We start from the raw sequence: 15598 nt of genomic DNA, 5'->3' as shown, positions 1-15598 counted from the left end.
GACTCCTAGAGGTTGTCCAGCGCGCCGGTGCGGCGCACCGCGGCCAAGTACACGAGCATGATCACGACCGGCACCGTCGCCACCGTCGCCGCGAACGGCAGGTTGTTCGCCGCGCCGATGTTGTCGTAGACGACGTTGCCGAGCATCTGGGACGTGCCGCCGACGATCTTCACCGCGATGTAGTCGCCCAAGGACAGCGAGAACGTGAAGATCGAGCCCGCCACGATCGCCGGGAACGTCAGCGGCAGGATCACCGAGCGGAACGTCCTCAGTGAGCGAGCCCCTAGGTCGCCGGAAGCGTCCACCAGCGAGTCCGGCAGCCGGTCGAGCCCCGCGTAGATCGGCAGGATCATGTACGGCAGCCACAGGTACGAGAGCGTGATGATCGTGGCTGTTGTGCCGTAGCCGGGGGAAAGCCAGTTCAAAGCGCCGTTGCCGGACAGCATCGACCGCCACGCGTACGCCTTCACCAGGTAGCTCGCCCACAACGGCGTCATCACCGCGATCACCAGGATCCGCTGGGCGCGCGGCGAAGCCAGCTTGGCCATCGCGAACGCCATCGGGAACGCGATGACCGCGTCGATCACCGTGACCAGCGCCGCGATCCCGACCGTGCGAAAGGTGATCGTGCGGTAGACCGCGTCGCTGAACAGCGTCTTGAAGTTGTCCAGCGACCACTCGATGGCGACCTGGCCGGTGAACGCGTCCGTGTGCCAGAACGCCGTGACGAACAACGCGGCGAGCGCGCCCAGGTAGGCCAGGCCGAGCCAGAGCAGCGGTGCCGAGAGCAGGAAACCCAGGCGCAGCTTGGGCTTCCGGTAGAAGAAGGCCGAGAGCGCGGTCATGTCACCCCTTGATCTCGGTCCAGGCCTTCGTCCACTCGCCGTAGTCCTTGCACTTGACGTCCGTGCGGCCGTCGAGGCACTGCGGGATCGGCGTGGTCCAGTACGCGATCTTCGACGCGTAGGCCGCGTCGCTGGCGTGGTAGGTGTCGCAGAGCGTCTTGTCCGTCATCTCCGCGCACGCCTTCGTGTTCGCCGGCGCCTCGCCGAAGTACTCCGCGACCTGGGCGTTCACCTTGGGGCTGATGATGTAGTCGAGCCACTTGTACGCGCACGTCTTGTGCGCCGACTTCGCCGCGACCATCCAGGTGTCCGACCAGCCCGTCGCGCCTTCGCTCGGAACAGCCGACTCGAGCGGCGCGCCCTCGCCCTTGGTCAGGTTGACCGTGACCTGCCAGGCGGTGCCGACGACGGCGTCGGCGTTCTTCAGCGCCTGGGACTCCTTGAGGTAGTCCGACCAGTACTCGCTCACCAGCGGACGCTGCTGCTTGAGCAGGTTGACCGCCGCGGTGAACTGCTTGTCGTCGAGGGAGTACGGGTTCTTGATGCCCAGGTCCGGCTGGTGCGCCATCAGGTACAGCGCGGCGTCGGCGATGTAGATCGGAGAGTCGTAGGCGATCACCTTGCCCTTGTAGGGCGAGTTCGCGTCGAACATCACCGACCACGACGTCGGCGCCGGCGTCACCTTGTCGGTGCGCCAGGTCAGCAGGTTCGCGCCCCAGCCGTGCGGGATGCCGTAGGAGACGCCGCCGACGCTGTTCCACGACTTGTCCTTGAGGAACGGCTGGACGTCGGCGTAGTTCGGCACCAGCGCGGTGTTCACCGGCTCGGCGTCCCCGGAGGCGACCAGCCGCAGCGACGCGTCACCCGAGGCGGAGACGACGTCGTACTGCCCGGTCTTCATGAGCGTCACGGCCTCGTCGGACGTGCCGAACGGCTTGACGTTGACCTTGCAGCCGGTCTGCTGCTCGAACGGCGTGACCCAGTTGACCTTCGGGTCGTTGGAGCCGTTCTCGGCGTACCCCGGCCAGGCCAGCACGTTCAGCTGGCCCTCCGGCTGCCCGAGCGCCTTCAGCGCTTCGAGCTTCGGCGGGGTGAACCCCTGCGCGCCGGGCGGCGCGGCGGAGTTCGAACCCGATGTGCCACATGCAGCCAACAGCAGGCTGGCGCCGAGGATCCCGGTCAGCCGCGTCTTCCTGTTCTTCATGGCATCCCTTCGAGGACTACTGGACCTGGAAGCTGTGTTCGTGACGCCAGCTGAGCCGGACGCGCCCGTCCGCGAAGGCGCCGTCGGTGTTCTGCCGGACGACCGAAAGCTGGCCGCCGGCGTCGAGCGCGACGGCGTACCGCACGGTCGCCCCCGCGTACACGACGTCGGTGACCGTGCCGGTCGCGCTGGTCTCCCCCGCGGCGGCGGGCTCGGACAGCTCGCCGTCGATGCGGATCTTCTCCGGCCGGATGCTGAACAGCCCCGGCCGGCCGATCACGGACTCGGCGCCGCGCCCGCCCAGCAGGTTGGACGTGCCGACGAACCCGGCGACGAACGCGCTGGCGGGGCGTTCGTAGACCTCTTCCGGCGGCCCGACCTGCTCGATCTTGCCGTCGTTGAACACCGCGATGCGGTCGCTCATGGTGAGGGCTTCGTCCTGGTCGTGGGTGACGAAGACGAAGGTGATGCCGACGTCGCGCTGGATCTGCTTGAGCTCGAGCTGCATCGCCTGCCGCAGCTTGAGGTCCAATGCGCCGAGCGGTTCGTCGAGCAGCAGCACCTTGGGCCGGTTGACCAGCGCGCGGGCGAGCGCGACGCGCTGGCGCTGGCCGCCGGACAGCTGCGCGGGCTTGCGCGAGCCGTAGTCGTCCAGCCGCACGGTCTTCAGCGCCTCGGCCGCGCGCTCGCGGCGTTGCTGCTTCGGGACGCGCTTGACGCGCAGGCCGTACTCGACGTTCTGCTGCACGGACATGTGCGGGAACAGCGCGTAGTCCTGGAAGACCGTGTTGACGTCCCGCTCGAACGGCGCCAGGCGGCTGACGTCCCGGCCGTCCAGCTCGATCGTGCCCTCGGTGGGCAGCTCGAAACCGGCGATCATGCGCAGCACGGTCGTCTTGCCGGAGCCGGACGGGCCGAGCATCGAGAAGAACTCGCCGGGCGGGATGTCGAGGTCGACGCCGTCGACCGCGTGGATGTCGCCGAAGTGCTTGCGCAGCCCGGAAAGCCGGATGGCCGGCCCTTCGGTCTCGCTCGACGGCGCGGGGTCCTCGCGCGTCTCGGTGGGTGCTTGGTTGGGCATCGCCAGCCTCACAGTGCGCTCATCACGTGCTTGACGCGGGTGTAGTCCTCCAGGCCGTACAGCGAGAGGTCCTTGCCGTAGCCGGACTTCTTGAAGCCGCCGTGGGGCATCTCGGCGACCAGCGGGATGTGGGTGTTGATCCAGACGCAGCCGAAGTCGAGCTTCGCGGCGAGGCGCATCGCGCGCTGGTGGTCGCGGGTCCAGACCGAGGACGCGAGGGCGTACTGGACACCGTTCGCGGACTTCAGGGCCTCGGCTTCGTCCTCGAAGCGCTGCACGGTGATGACCGGGCCGAAGATCTCGTTCTGGCTCATCTCGTCGTCCTGCTTCAGGCCGGAGACGACGGTGGCCTCGTAGAAATAGCCTTCGTCGCCGACGCGGTGGCCTCCACAGTGGACGGTCGCGTGCTCCGGCAGCCGGTCGATGAACCCGGACACCTTCGCCAGCTGGGCCGCGTTGTTGAGCGGGCCGTACGCGACGTCTTCGTCGTCCGGCTTGCCGGTCTTGTTGTTCGCGGCCTGCCGGGCGAGCGCCGCGACGAAGGTGTCGTGCACCCCGTCGGCGACCAGCACGCGGGTGGCGGCCGTGCAGTCCTGGCCCGCGTTGAAGTAGCCCGCGACGGCGATGGCCTCGGCGGCGGCTTCGAGGTCGGCGTCGGCGAAGACGATGACCGGCGCCTTGCCGCCCAGCTCCAGGTGCACGCGCTTGACGTCGTCGGCCGCGGACTTCGCGACCTCGATGCCGGCCCGGACCGAGCCGGTGATCGACACCATCGCGGGGATGTCGTGCTCGACCAGCGCGCGGCCGGTGTCGCGGTCGCCGCAGACGACGTTGAACACGCCCGGCGGCAGGAACTCGCCGGCGATCTCGGCGAGCAGCAGCGAGGACGCCGGGGTCGTGTCGGACGGTTTCAGCACGACCGTGTTGCCGGCGGCGAGCGCGGGCGCGATCTTCCAGATGGCCATCAGCAGCGGGTAGTTCCACGGCGTGACCTGCGCGCAGACGCCGACCGGCTCGCGGCGGACGAAGGAGGTGTGCCCTTCCATGTACTCGCCCGCCGAACGGCCTTCCAGCACGCGCGCGGCCCCGGCGAAGAAGCGGATCTGGTCGAGGACCATCGGCATCTCTTCGGCCAGGGTGAGCGCGATCGGCTTGCCGGTGTTCGCCGACTCGACGCGGACGACCTCGTCGGCGCGGGCTTCGAGGGCGTCGGCGATCTTCAGCAGCGCGAGCTGGCGCCGGGCGGGCGTCGTCGCGCGCCAGGTCTCGAACGCGGTCGCGGCGACCTGCAGCGCGTTGTCGACGTCCTCGGGCCCGGCGATCGGCGCAGTGCAGTAGGCGCGGCCGGTGACCGGGTCGACGATCTCCGCAGTCCGGCCCGACTTGGACTCGACGTACGCGCCGCCGACGTAGTGCTTCAGCTCGTGCACGGTGGACTCCTCCAGCGATCGGGGCTAAAACATATAAGTCCATATGTAATAGGACAAGAGGATCAGGCAAGATTGGTGCGAACGGGTACTCGGGCGGACGAAGGGTCACGATGCGCAAGGGCATGTCGCACAGCGCGCGGTCCGCCATGTTCGCGCCGCTCGGCCAGGTCGGCCGGGCGGAAGCGGTGACGGCCCGGCTGGTCGACGCCATCACGCTCGGCCTGCTCGCCAACGAGGAGCAGCTACCCAGCGAAGCCGATCTGGCCGCGCAGTTCGGCGTCTCGACTGTGACGGTCCGGGAGGCGCTGGTGGCGTTGCGGCAGCAGGGGCTGGTCGAGACGCGGCGGGGGCGCAGCGGCGGCAGCTTCGTCCGCGCGCCGGCCAACCCGCCCCCGGACGAGTGGCGCTCGCGGCTGCGCGAGGTGTCCTTGTCCGATCTGCGCGACGTCGGCGACCACTACCTGGCGATCGCCGGGGCCGCCGCGAAGCTCGCCGCCGAACGCAGCTCGCCCGAGGACGTCGCCCGGCTGCGGCTGGCGACCGACGACCTCCGCACGGCGCACGGTATCGACTTCACGCGGGCCGAGCGGCAGTTCCACCTGGAGGTCGCGGCGGCCGCGCAGTCGCCGCGGCTGACGCACGAGGAGCTCCACCTGCAGAGCGAGCGCGGCGGGCTGTTGTGGCTGCCGCTCGGCGCCCATCCGCACGAGGAGCACGCGGCGATCACCACGGCGATCGCCTCCGCGGACGGCGAGCTGGCCCGCAAGCTCACCGAGGAACACATCCTCGGGGCGCTCGACCGGCTCGCGGACGTGCACCTCGACCTGCTCGCCCCCTAAACTCTGCCGATGGTGACTGATCCGACCACAGTCACGGCCGAAGACTTCGCGGCGACAGTCGCGTATTGCGCGACGGCGGCCTGCTTTTGGCCGAATCAGTCACGCCGCATTACTCCGCGCATCGAGGTGAGCACCGTGAACGACACCCGCACGCTGACCGGCGACGAGGTCGTCGAGCAGGTCTCGGCGTTGGTGGAGGGGGTCTTCGAGCGGCTGAAGCCCCCGCTGGCGGCGGCCGAGTCGGTGCTGGCGGACGCCCCTTCCGCGGCGGCGCTGCACCGGATCCGCCCGCAGGTCACCGAGGCGCTCGGCGGGTTGATCGTCGGCGCGGGCTTCGTCAGCGCGCCGCACGTGCTGTCGGACTCGGAGTTCGGCTTCGAGTGGTGGACGGGCTCGGCCGCCGAGCCGTCGCAGCTGTTCATCAGCCTCGACCCGGCCGCGGAGAACTTCCTGGACTACACACGCCAGTCGTGGTTCACGGTCCCCCGCGACACCGGGCGGCGGCACATCAACGGGCCGTACGTGGATTACCTGTGCACCGACGAGTACACGCTGACGTTCACGATCCCGGTCTTTTTGGGCGGCGCTTTCGCCGGCGTGGTCGGCGCGGATGTGTATGTGCGCGAGTTCGAGCGGGCGGTGCGTCCCCGGTTGCGGTCGTTGGGGCGTGGCGCGGCGTTGCTGAACGCGCAGGGGCGCGTGATCGTGTCCAACAGCGTCCGGCAGCCGACGGGGTCGCTGGTGCGGGAGGCGGACGTCCCGGCGTGGTGGTCGGCGGGCGCGGCGCCCAGTCCGGTCCTGCGGCGCTGCGGGGATTCGCCGATCGTGCTGGTGACCGGGGCCTAGCGCCCCAATGTGGCCTTCGGTGCGTCAGACGCACCGAAGGGCCCCTTGGGTGCGTCAGACGCAACCAAGGCCACATTGGGGCGCTGGAGCCTAAGCCTGCAGCGCGACCCACAGTTCGGCGCGGACGCCGGGTGAGTCGAGGTCGCGGCCGAGCAGCTCCTCCGCCTTGCGAATCCGGTTCCGCAGCGTGTGCCGGTGGACGCCGAGGCGCGCGGCGGCGACGTCCCAGTGGCCGTGGTGTTCCAGCCAGCAGCGCAGCGACGTCTCCAAGTCGCCTCGGCCTGCCAGGTCGTGGGCGCGCAGCGGCGTGAGCAAGCCGCGCGCAAACGCTTGCGCCACCGTGGGTTCGATCAGCGACAGCAGACCGCGGCCCAGGTGCTCCGCCGCCGACACCAGGGCCTTGCCCTCCGTCAGTGCGGCCTGGGCGGCCAGCTCCGCCTGCTCCAGACCGGCCGCGAAGTCCGTTGTGGACACCGGGCCCGCCAGCCCGCCGTGCAGGCCGCCGATCCGCGCCGCCGCCTCCGCCGCCGGCTCGGCCGGCCCGATCGCGACCACCGACGAGCCACGCCGCGCGGCGAACATCGGCTCGCTCTCCAGCGCCCCGAGCAGCTTGCGCCGCGCGGCGGGCGCGCCGGCGAACACCAGCACCGACCACGGTGCGCGCGGCGGCTCGCCGCCGGTCTCGGCCAGCACCCGCAACGCCAGCTCCGCCTGACCACCCACCAGCAGCTCCAGCAGCCCGGACCGCAGCGCCTGCCGCGCCGCCGCCTGCGCGCGATCCTGTTCCAGCGCCAGGGAAAGCACCGAGACCGCCGTGTTGACGACGTGGCGCCCCGCGGTGTCGAGCGACGCCCCGACGGCGAGCACCCGGCGTGCGCTGGTGTCGAGGGTCTGCAGCACGACTTCCTGCTCGTCGAGCGCGACCACCCGCGTGCCGGTGCGAAGGCGCTCCAGCTCTTCGCGCAGCGAAGCGCCGTACGCGCGTGCGCTCGCCGGAGCCGCTTCGGTGACAGTGGTGCGGTCGAAGAGCAGCACCCAGCCGTCGACGAGCTTCGCCAGCTTGCGCAGCACCCCCGCCGGCCCGCCCTTGCCGACCGCCGTGCGCGTCAGCTCCTGCTGGGCCTTGCCGATCCGGACCGTCGTGGCGTACTCGTCCGCCGCCACCGCCCGCGAGACCGCGCGGGTGATCGCGATGAACGGCGTCTCGCGCGGCACCTCCAGCACCGGCAACCCCACCGAAGCCGCGGTCGACACGAGCGAGCGCGGGACGAAGTCGTGGCTCAGCCCGATGCCGAAGCCGAGCCCCGCGACGCCGGCGTCGACCAGCCGTCGCACGTAAGCCGGCGACGTCTCTTCGTCCAGGGCCAGCCCGGTCGTCAGCAGCAGCTCGTCGCCTTCGAGGAACGCCTGCGGATCCGTCAACTCGGTCGGGTGCACCCAGCCGATCGGCCGAGCGAGGAGGTCGTCGCCGGTCAGCACGCGCAGTCCGAGCGGGCGGTCGGCGACCAGTCCCGCCAGCGTGAGTGCCATAACGGCACATTCTACGCCCCTTGTTGTACGGAAAGGCCAGCTGACGGCCACCGCGCGCGGACTCATCCTGAGGACGTCCACCCGCCCGCGTCCGCAGGAGCACGCCGTGACCGCAAGCACCGCCGCCGAGCCGCAGGCCCCGGCGCCCCGCCAGCGCAGGCTGCACACCGAGATCCCCGGCCCCGTCTCGCGCGAGCTGCAGAAGCGCCGCGCGAACGCCGTCGCCGCCGGAGTCAGCTCGGTGCTGCCCGTCTACGTCACCTCCGCCAGCGGCGGCCTGCTCACCGACGCCGACGGCAACGTCCTGATCGACTTCGGCTCCGGCATCGCGGTGACCAACGTCGGGCACTCCGCGCCGGCCGTCGTCGACCGCGTTCGCAAGCAGGCGTGCTGGTTCACCCACACCTGTTTCATGGTCACGCCGTACGAGGGGTACGTCGAGGTCTGCGAAGCGCTGGCCGAGCTGACGCCGGGCGACCACGCGAAGAAGTCGGTGCTGTTCAACTCCGGCGCCGAAGCCGTCGAGAACGCCGTGAAGATCGCGCGCACGGCGACCGGGCGCCAGGCGGTCGTCGTGTTCGACCACGCCTACCACGGCCGCACCAACCTGACGATGGGCATGACCGCGAAGTCAGTGCCCTACAAGCACGGCTTCGGCCCGTTCGCGCCCGAGGTCTACCGCGTGCCGGGCTCGTACCCGTACCGCGACGGCCTGTCCGGCCCCGAAGCGGCCGCGCTGGCCATCGACCGGATCGAGAAGCAGATCGGCGGCGACCAGGTGGCCGCGGTCGTCCTGGAGCCGATCCAGGGCGAGGGCGGGTTCATCGAGCCCGCTCGCGGCTTCCTGCCCGCGATTTCCGCGTGGTGCCGCGAAAACGGCGTCGTGTTCGTCGCCGACGAGGTCCAGACGGGCTTCTGCCGCACCGGTTCCTGGTTCGCGTCGACCGACGAGGACGTCGTCCCGGACCTGATCGCGACGGCCAAGGGCATCGCGGGCGGCCTCCCGCTGTCGGCGGTCACCGGCCGCGCCGAGCTGCTCGACTCCGTCGGCCCGGGCGGGCTGGGCGGCACGTACGGCGGCAACCCGATCGCCTGCGCCGCCGCGCTCGGCTCGATCGAGACGATGAAGACCGAGGACTTGGCCGCGTCGGCGAAGCGGATCGAAGGCGTTGTCCTGCCGCGGCTGCGCGCACTGGCGTCGGAGACCGGCGTGATCGGCGACGTCCGCGGGCGCGGCGCGATGCTGGCCGCGGAGTTCGTGAAGCCCGGGACCACCGAGCCCGACGCCGACCTGACGAAGCGCGTCGCGGCGGCCTGCCACCGGGCCGGCGTCGTCGTGCTGACCTGCGGCACGTACGGCAACGTCGTCCGGCTGCTGCCGCCCCTGTCCCTGTCCAACGACCTGCTCGACGAGGGCCTCGCGGTCCTCGAGCACGCTGTCCGCACGGAGGCTCGCGCATGACTTTCCCCTTCTGGGTAGCCGGAAAGCCGGTGACCGGCGGCTCGACGGCCGTCGTCCGCCACTCCTACGACGGTTCTTCCGCCGGCTCGCACTTCGTACCTTCGGCTGAGGACGTCGAGGCCGCGGTGCAGGCCGCGCACGACGTCGCCGACGAGTTCGCGACGCTGCCCGCGCACGTCCGCGCCGGGGCGTTGGACCACGTGTCCCGAGCGTTGGGTGAGCGGTCCGAAGAGATCGCTTCGCTCATCACGGCCGAGTCGGGCAAGCCGCTGAAGTGGGCGCGCGGCGAGGTCGGCCGCGCGGTTTCGACGTTCCGCTGGGCCGCCGAGGAGGCGCGGCGCTTCTCGGGCGAGTTGCAGCGGCTCGACACCGACCCGGGCGGCACCGGCCGGCTGGCCCTGGTCCGGCGGGTCCCGCCCGGACCCGTCCTCGGCATCACGCCGTTCAACTTCCCGCTGAACCTGGTGGCGCACAAGGTGGCCCCGGCGATCGCGGTCGGCGCGCCGATCGTGCTCAAGCCCGCGCCGGCGACGCCGCTGACGGCGTTGCTGCTGGGCGAGATCCTGGCTGAAACGGACCTTCCGGCGGGGTCGTGGTCGATCCTGCCGGTGGACAACGAGACGTCGTCGAAGCTGGTCGAGGACCCGCGCCTGCCGGTGGTGTCGTTCACCGGCTCGGTCCCGGTCGGCTGGGCCATCCGCGACCGCGTCCCGCGCAAGCACGTGGCCCTGGAGCTGGGCGGCAACGGCGCGGTCCTCGTCTGTCCGGATTGGACGGACCTCGACTTCGCGGCGCAGCGGATCGCGACGTTCGCGATGTACCAGGCGGGGCAGTCGTGCATTTCGGTGCAGCGGGTGTACGTGCACACAACGGTTTACGACGCTTTGGTCGAGAAGGTCCTTTCGCAGGTCGAGGCTCTGCGCACGGGCGACCCGCGCGCTGACGGCGTGGACGTCGGACCGCTGATCAACGAGGACGCGGCTTCCCGCGTGGAGTCCTGGGTTTCCGACGCGGTTTCGGCCGGCGCGCGGTTGCTGACCGGGGGTGGGCGATCGGGCGCCACGGTGGAGCCGACGGTGCTGGCGGACGTCCCCGAGGACGCCGCGGTGATGGCCGAGGAGGTGTTCGGGCCGGTGGTCTCACTGGTCCGGGTGGATTCGGTGACCGAGGGGATCGAGCGGATCAACGCGTCGCGCTTCGGCCTGCAGGCGGGCGTGTTCACGCGCGATCTGCCGACGGCGTTCGAGGTGTCGGCGGCCCTTCGCGTGGGCGGCGTGCTGGTCGGCGATGTGCCGAGCTTCCGAGCCGATCAGATGCCGTACGGCGGGGTGAAGGACTCCGGTGTCGGGCGCGAGGGCCCGGCGTCGGCGATGGCGGACTTCACCGAGGAGCGCGTCACAGTCCTGACGGGATTGACGCTGTAAGGGCGGCGTGCGCCTCGACGAGTGACGGTCCGTACCACGTGAGGTGGCGACCCGAAACCAGGACGTACCGCGCGTCCGGGAAGTGGTCCGGGCCGTCCTCCTCCGTGAACAGGTACGGCTCGTCCGGCAGCACCAGCAGATCCGCGTCCGCCGCGAAGTGCGCCCGCAGCTCCTCGACATCCGGCCGCGGATACCGCTCCTCCGACGACGCGTAGACGTTCGCCACGCCGACGCGGCGCAGGACGTCACCGCCGAAGGTCTCGCGGCCCAGGACGATCCACGGCTTGCGCCACACCGGGACCACCGCGTGGAACCGCACCGGCCGGACCTCGCGCCAAACTTCCTCCGCCGACACCAGCCACTCCGGCTCCTCCAGCTCGTACGCCTGCGTGAGGATCCGCCGGAGTGACCCCAACGCGGCCGGGACCGTGGCCGATGCCGCCATCACCCACACCGGGATCCCGTTGGCGCGCAAGCGTTCCACGTCCTCCGGACGATTCTCCTCCGAATTGGCCAGCACCAGGTCGGGCGCCAAGTCCAACACGCGGTCCAGCTTCGGGTACTTCGACCCGCCGACCCGCGGCACGTCCAGATCGGCCGGATGCGTGCAGTAGTCGGTCGCACCGGCGAGCCGGCCGGGCGCGCTGACCTCGACCGCTTCGGTCAGCGACGGCACCAGGGAAACCACGCGCGAAGCCGGGCCGCTCAGCGGCACCGGCTCCCCGAGATCGTCGATCCAGGTCATGCGCGTTCGAACGACACCTTTCGCTTTTCGACGTCGACCGCGGTCAGCCGGACCCCGATCCGCTCCCCCGCCGTCAGCTTCTCCCCCGCGCACTTCGCCATCACCGTCGGGTCCTCGACCAGGATCTCCGCCTTGTTGTCGTCCGCGCGCAGCACCACCGCGCTGAACTCGCCGCCGATGTGCTCGGCCAGCACCCACGCTTCGACCTGGTCGATGCACGCCCGCTCGACCTTCGCGGCGAGCGTGTCCGACGCCGTCATGCGCTCCGGGACGTCCGCGAGCGCCGCCCGCACCCACTCCGGCACCTCGCGCCCGGCCGAAACGGCGAGGCAGATCTCCGTCGCGAACCGGTCGACCAGCCGCCGGATGGGCGCCGTGACGTGCGCGTACGCGCCGCCGATGCCCGCGTGCGTCGTCAACGCCGGCAGCTCGCCGTCGAACGCCGTGTAGCCCGCGCCGCGCAGGAGCCGCGTCGTGTCGGCGTAGAGCGCCATCGACGCCGGCTGCCCGGGGTCCAGCCGGGACAGGAACTCCGAAACCGTCGCGCCCGGCGTCCAGGCGATGCCCAGCGCTTCAGCCGAGCGACGCAGCCAGTCGACGGCTTCGGGCTCCGGGTCGGGCAGCGTGCGCAGGACGCCGACCCGCGCGTCGATCATGATCCGGGCCGCGGCCATCCCGGTGAGCAGCGAGATCTCGGCGTTCCAGGCGTCGACGGCGGTGCGCGGCCGGCGGGCGAGCACCCAGCCTCCGTCCGGGTCGCCGCTGATCTCCTGCTCCGGCAGCTGCAGTTCGACGGCGCCGCGCCGGACGGCCAGCTCGCGCCGCCGCCGTCCCAGCTCGGGCAACGCCGCCACCGACGGGTGCGGGTTCCCGGCGTCGAGCGCCGCCTGCACCGTCTCGTAGTCGAACTGCTCGGTGGAGCGGACCAGCGCGCGGCGCACCCGCGTCGCGGTGGGCTCGCCCGCCTCGTCGGTCTCGATGGTCCAGAGCACCGCGGGCCGGATCTCGCCGGGCAGCAGGCTCGCCGCGCCTTCGGACAGGACCGGCGGATGCAGCGGGACGTTCCCGTCGGGCAGGTAGAGCGTCTGCCCGCGCGAGCGCGACTCGCGGTCGAGCGCGCCGCCGGGCGGGACGAACGCGGCCAGGTCGGCGATCGCGTAGTGCACGCGAAAGCCGTGTGACGTCTTCTCGACGACCATCGCCTGGTCGAGGTCCTTGGAGCCCGGCGGGTCGATGGTGACGAACGGCAGGTCCGTCGCGTCTTCGCGCGGGCCGGCGCTCGCGAGGGGGTCGAGCACCGCGGCTTCCGCTTCGGCCAGCACCTCGGGCCCGAACGACTCCGGCAGCGAAAACTCGGCACGCAGGGGGCCGAAGTCCCCGCCCGCCGAGTGTGTCCTGATCACGAGGGGAGGCACCCCCCAACCCTAACCCTCGAAGGGCCCGATGATCGCCCGATCGGGCGCGGGCCGGTCGGGTGTACGTTGACTTCCACAATAATGAAAACCGTCTTCATTTCCAGAAAGGGCTCCGACCGTGAAGATCGCGTTCGTCGGCAAGGGCGGCAGCGGGAAGACCACGCTGTCATCGCTGTTCGTCGCGTACCTCGCCGACGCCGGTGCGCCGGTGCTGGCCATCGACGCCGACATCAACCAGCACCTCGCGGTGGCGCTCGGCGCGCCCGAGGAGGAAGCGCTCGCCTGGCCGACGCTCGGCGACAACATGGCCCTGATCAAGGACTACCTGCGCGGCGACAACCCGCGGATCGCCGACGCCGCGTCGATGATCAAGACGACGCCGCCGGGGCGCGGGTCGCGGCTGGTCCGGCCGTTCGAGGACAACCCGGTGTTCGACGCGTGCTTCCGTCAGCTGGGCGGCGTGCGGCTCGGCGTCACCGGGCAGTTCGACGAGGACGACCTGGGCGTCAAGTGCTACCACTCGAAGGTGGGCGCCGCGGAGCTGCTGCTGAACCACCTGGTCGACGTCGAGGGCGAGTACGTCGTCATGGACATGACCGCGGGTGCGGACGCGTTCGCGTCGGGGCTGTTCACGCGGTTCGACGTGACGTTCCTGGTGTGCGAGCCGACGGTGCGCAGCGTGGGCGTGTACCGGCAGTACGCGGACTACGCGCGCGACTACGGCGTGCGGCTCGTGGTGGTGGGCAACAAGGTCACCGACGCCGAGGACGTCGAGTTCCTGCAGGACCAGGTCGGCGGGGCGCTGCTGGGGTGGATGTCGGCTTCCCGCCACGTACGCGCGGCGGAGCGCGGCACGGCCCGGCCGATCACCGAGCTCGAGCAGCGCAACCTCGAGACGCTGGGCTTGATGCACGCGACGGTCGACGCCGAGCAGCGCGACTGGGCGCGCTACCAGCGTCAAGCCGTCGAGTTCCACCTGCGCAACGCGGCCGCGTGGGCGGGCGACAGCCTGGCCGCGCAGGTGGACCCGGAGTTCGTGCTGGGCCCGGAGTTGTCGGTCTAGTCGTCGGCGTCCTCGGCATCGGCCCGCCGGGTCCGTTCCCGCGCGATGTCGAGGGCCCGCCGGGCGGTGGCCTCGTCGGGGTACGGACCGAGCAGGTCGATGCCGCGGCTGCGTTCGAGGTGCTCGACCTGGTTCGTCCGGGTGTTGTAGTACCAGCCCTGGTCCGGGTTCGGATCTTTCGCCATGGTCCTAGGTTCGCACCAGCGGGCCGGGTTGTCAGCGCTTGTACCGATAGGGGATCTCGGTCGGCTGCCCGGTGGGGCCGAAGTCCTGGTTTTCCTCGCCGTTTTCCGGCGCGGCGGGCTGGTCGGTGAACTCGTCGAACCAGCCGCGAGGGGTGCCTCGCGGCGGGGTCGGGGGTTCCTGGCGGGAGGGTTGCGGAAGGGCGGTGTCCCGGCCGGGGAAGACCGGGGGCGCCGTGTTCGGGGGGACGGGCGGCATCGCGTTGGGGCCCGGGAAGACGGGACGTGCTGGGGCCGCGTGGCGGGTCGGGAAGGGTTGGGGGGTCGACTCCGGGCCTGGGAAGACCGGCTTGGAACGGGCTGGGGGGTTGGGCGGAGTGGCCCAGGGAGGGGTCGCTGCTGGTGGGGGCTGCGGGGGGTTGGGGTGTTGGGGGCCGGTGGGTGGCTGCTGGGCCGCGGGCGGCTGGTGCTGAGCCGGCGGCTGCTGCGCTGTGGGCTGCTGGGCCGGCCCCTGTGGGCCGGCAGGTTGCTGCGCGGCGGGTGATTGCTGCTGGACCGGCGACTGTGGCTGCTGCGCGGCAGGCGGTTGCGGCTGAGCCGGCGCCTGCCGCTGCGCGGCGGGCGGTTGCGGCTGCTGCGCCGCGGACGGTTGCTGGGTCGGCGCGTGCGGCAACTGCTGCTGCGCCGCGGCCGGTTGCGGCTGAGCCGGGTGCTGCTGATCCGGCGCCTGCGGACCGGCAAGCTGCTGCGCGGCGGGAGATTCCGGGGCCGGCGTTTGCTCCTGCGCGACCGGCGGTTGTTGCTGGCCAGATGCCTGCGAACCAGCAGATTGCTGCACAGCAGGCGACTGCTGGTGGGGCAGTGGCTGCGCGGCGACCGCCGGCTGGGCCAGCCCCTGCTCCTGCCCAGCTGGCGGTTGGTGCCGGTCCGATGCCTGCGAACCAGCAGATTGCTGCACAGCAGGCGACTGCTGCTGCGCTGCGGCAGGCTGCTGCTGGTCCAGTGGCTGCGGGTCGGCAGCGGGCTGCTGCCAGGCCGGCGTTTGTGAGCTAGACGGTTGCTGCTGGCCAGACGCCTGCGGATCGGCGGGCGGAGATTGCTGAGCTGCCGTCAGCGGCTGCTGAGCGGACGACGGCGATGCCGTCTGCTGCGGCTCCGCCGCAGCAGACGGTTGCGGCACGGCCGGCGGCTGTTGCTGGTTCGGTGACTGCGGCACGGCAGGTTGTGGGGCCGCGATTGACGGCTGCGGCTGCAGCGCAGCGGGCGATTGTGACTGCCCGACGGCAGGCGGCTGCTGCTCCGAAGGCGACTGCACCTGCGACGAGGACGGCGCAGCCGACTGCTGCGGCTGCGAGACAGCAGGCGGTTGCTCCACCACGCCAGCCGACTGAGGTTCCGCCGGCGCTTGCTCAGCGGGCACCGCCGCAGCCTCGGACTCCGCAACATCCCGCGGCTCAGGCTCGGCCCGTGAAGACGCAGCCGTTTCGGGCTCAACCGCATCCCGCGGCTCAGGCTCGACCGGCGAAGACGAA

At 71.3% G+C, this 15598-nt stretch carries 15 protein-coding genes; 6 read left to right on the top strand and 9 right to left on the bottom strand.

Annotated elements, in window-relative coordinates:
* Positions 1 to 5: 5 nt before the first annotated feature.
* Genes AB0M59_RS20385 through AB0M59_RS20370 form a run of 4 tightly spaced genes read right to left on the bottom strand, consistent with a single transcriptional unit; the run spans position 6 to position 4560 of the window.
* Positions 6 to 845, bottom strand: a complete 840-nt coding sequence (locus AB0M59_RS20385) for an ABC transporter permease (RefSeq protein ID WP_364617085.1) — start codon at positions 843 to 845, stop codon at positions 6 to 8.
* A gap of 1 nt (position 846) precedes the next feature.
* Positions 847 to 2049 (bottom strand): ABC transporter substrate-binding protein, encoded by a 1203-nt coding sequence (locus AB0M59_RS20380; protein WP_364617083.1) that lies wholly within the window; start codon positions 2047 to 2049, stop codon positions 847 to 849.
* Between the two features lie 16 nt (positions 2050 to 2065).
* Complete coding sequence (locus AB0M59_RS20375; RefSeq protein WP_364617081.1) at positions 2066 to 3130, bottom strand: ABC transporter ATP-binding protein; 1065 nt, start codon at positions 3128 to 3130, stop codon at positions 2066 to 2068.
* 8 nt (positions 3131 to 3138) lie between these two features.
* The gene (locus AB0M59_RS20370) at positions 3139 to 4560 is read right to left on the bottom strand and encodes a gamma-aminobutyraldehyde dehydrogenase (protein ID WP_364617079.1); all 1422 of its coding nucleotides are present in this window, start codon (positions 4558 to 4560) and stop codon (positions 3139 to 3141) included.
* Between the two features lie 110 nt (positions 4561 to 4670).
* On the opposite strand from AB0M59_RS20370, the gene AB0M59_RS20365 reads away from it, so the two are divergent.
* Positions 4671 to 5399, top strand: a complete 729-nt coding sequence (locus AB0M59_RS20365) for a GntR family transcriptional regulator (protein WP_364617078.1) — start codon at positions 4671 to 4673, stop codon at positions 5397 to 5399.
* Between the two features lie 135 nt (positions 5400 to 5534).
* Positions 5535 to 6245 (top strand): hypothetical protein, encoded by a 711-nt coding sequence (locus tag AB0M59_RS20360; RefSeq protein ID WP_364617076.1) that lies wholly within the window; start codon positions 5535 to 5537, stop codon positions 6243 to 6245.
* A 90-nt stretch (positions 6246 to 6335) separates the two neighbouring features.
* Here AB0M59_RS20360 and AB0M59_RS20355 read toward each other — a convergent pair whose 3' ends face one another.
* The gene (locus AB0M59_RS20355) at positions 6336 to 7775 is read right to left on the bottom strand and encodes a PucR family transcriptional regulator (protein WP_364617074.1); all 1440 of its coding nucleotides are present in this window, start codon (positions 7773 to 7775) and stop codon (positions 6336 to 6338) included.
* 106 nt (positions 7776 to 7881) lie between these two features.
* On the opposite strand from AB0M59_RS20355, the gene gabT reads away from it, so the two are divergent.
* Together gabT and AB0M59_RS20345 are read left to right on the top strand one after the other, a co-directional pair.
* Positions 7882 to 9237 carry a 4-aminobutyrate--2-oxoglutarate transaminase gene (gabT, locus tag AB0M59_RS20350; RefSeq protein ID WP_364617073.1) on the top strand — a complete coding sequence of 452 codons (1356 nt, stop codon included), beginning with the start codon at positions 7882 to 7884 and terminating at the stop codon, positions 9235 to 9237.
* A complete protein-coding gene (locus tag AB0M59_RS20345; protein ID WP_364617071.1) occupies positions 9234 to 10661 on the top strand; it encodes an aldehyde dehydrogenase family protein in 1428 nt (475 codons plus the stop codon). Before gabT ends, AB0M59_RS20345 begins: the two co-directional genes overlap by 4 nt.
* On the opposite strand, the gene AB0M59_RS20340 is transcribed toward AB0M59_RS20345, so the two are convergent.
* Both AB0M59_RS20340 and AB0M59_RS20335 read right to left on the bottom strand, forming a co-directional pair.
* A complete protein-coding gene (locus tag AB0M59_RS20340; RefSeq protein WP_364617070.1) occupies positions 10633 to 11406 on the bottom strand; it encodes a helical backbone metal receptor in 774 nt (257 codons plus the stop codon). The genes AB0M59_RS20345 and AB0M59_RS20340 overlap by 29 nt on opposite strands.
* The gene (locus tag AB0M59_RS20335) at positions 11403 to 12809 is read right to left on the bottom strand and encodes an RNB domain-containing ribonuclease (RefSeq protein WP_364617142.1); all 1407 of its coding nucleotides are present in this window, start codon (positions 12807 to 12809) and stop codon (positions 11403 to 11405) included. The genes AB0M59_RS20340 and AB0M59_RS20335 overlap by 4 nt, the downstream gene beginning before the upstream one ends.
* Before the next feature lie 130 nt (positions 12810 to 12939).
* On the opposite strand from AB0M59_RS20335, the gene AB0M59_RS20330 reads away from it, so the two are divergent.
* Positions 12940 to 13884, top strand: coding sequence for an ATP-binding protein (locus AB0M59_RS20330; RefSeq protein ID WP_364617068.1), 945 nt, complete (start codon positions 12940 to 12942; stop codon positions 13882 to 13884).
* Here the strand turns inward: AB0M59_RS20330 and AB0M59_RS20325 are convergent.
* Together AB0M59_RS20325 and AB0M59_RS20320 are read right to left on the bottom strand one after the other, a co-directional pair.
* Positions 13881 to 14069, bottom strand: a complete 189-nt coding sequence (locus AB0M59_RS20325; protein WP_364617066.1) for a hypothetical protein — start codon at positions 14067 to 14069, stop codon at positions 13881 to 13883. The two genes, AB0M59_RS20330 and AB0M59_RS20325, sit on opposite strands and share 4 nt — an antisense overlap.
* Before the next feature lie 31 nt (positions 14070 to 14100).
* Positions 14101 to 14325: a hypothetical protein gene (locus AB0M59_RS20320; RefSeq protein ID WP_364617064.1), complete on the bottom strand. Its 225-nt coding sequence runs from the start codon at positions 14323 to 14325 to the stop codon at positions 14101 to 14103.
* A 285-nt stretch (positions 14326 to 14610) separates the two neighbouring features.
* On the opposite strand from AB0M59_RS20320, the gene AB0M59_RS20315 reads away from it, so the two are divergent.
* The gene (locus AB0M59_RS20315; RefSeq protein WP_364617062.1) at positions 14611 to 15114 is read left to right on the top strand and encodes a hypothetical protein; all 504 of its coding nucleotides are present in this window, start codon (positions 14611 to 14613) and stop codon (positions 15112 to 15114) included.
* The last annotated feature ends 484 nt before the right edge of the window (positions 15115 to 15598 follow it).

It is taken from the genome of Amycolatopsis sp. NPDC051371, assembly GCF_040682155.1.
Lineage (GTDB): Bacteria > Actinomycetota > Actinomycetes > Mycobacteriales > Pseudonocardiaceae > Amycolatopsis.
Note: the sequence above shows the minus strand (reverse complement) of the source record. Positions and strands in the feature narration are given on the sequence as shown.

Bases quoted from the DNA above. Each gene is read 5' to 3' on its own strand.
- AB0M59_RS20385 (WP_364617085.1), bottom strand. From the start codon at position 845: ATGACCGCGCTCTCGGCCTTCTTCTACCGGAAGCCCAAGCTGCGCCTG.
- AB0M59_RS20380 (WP_364617083.1), bottom strand. From the start codon at position 2,049: ATGAAGAACAGGAAGACGCGGCTGACCGGGATCCTCGGCGCCAGCCTG.
- AB0M59_RS20375 (WP_364617081.1), bottom strand. From the start codon at position 3,130: ATGCCCAACCAAGCACCCACCGAGACGCGCGAGGACCCCGCGCCGTCG.
- AB0M59_RS20365 (WP_364617078.1), top strand. From the start codon at position 4,671: ATGCGCAAGGGCATGTCGCACAGCGCGCGGTCCGCCATGTTCGCGCCG.
- AB0M59_RS20355 (WP_364617074.1), bottom strand. From the start codon at position 7,775: ATGGCACTCACGCTGGCGGGACTGGTCGCCGACCGCCCGCTCGGACTG.
- AB0M59_RS20345 (WP_364617071.1), top strand. From the start codon at position 9,234: ATGACTTTCCCCTTCTGGGTAGCCGGAAAGCCGGTGACCGGCGGCTCG.
- AB0M59_RS20340 (WP_364617070.1), bottom strand. From the start codon at position 11,406: ATGACCTGGATCGACGATCTCGGGGAGCCGGTGCCGCTGAGCGGCCCG.
- AB0M59_RS20325 (WP_364617066.1), bottom strand. From the start codon at position 14,069: ATGGCGAAAGATCCGAACCCGGACCAGGGCTGGTACTACAACACCCGG.
- AB0M59_RS20320 (WP_364617064.1), bottom strand. From the start codon at position 14,325: ATGCCGCCCGTCCCCCCGAACACGGCGCCCCCGGTCTTCCCCGGCCGG.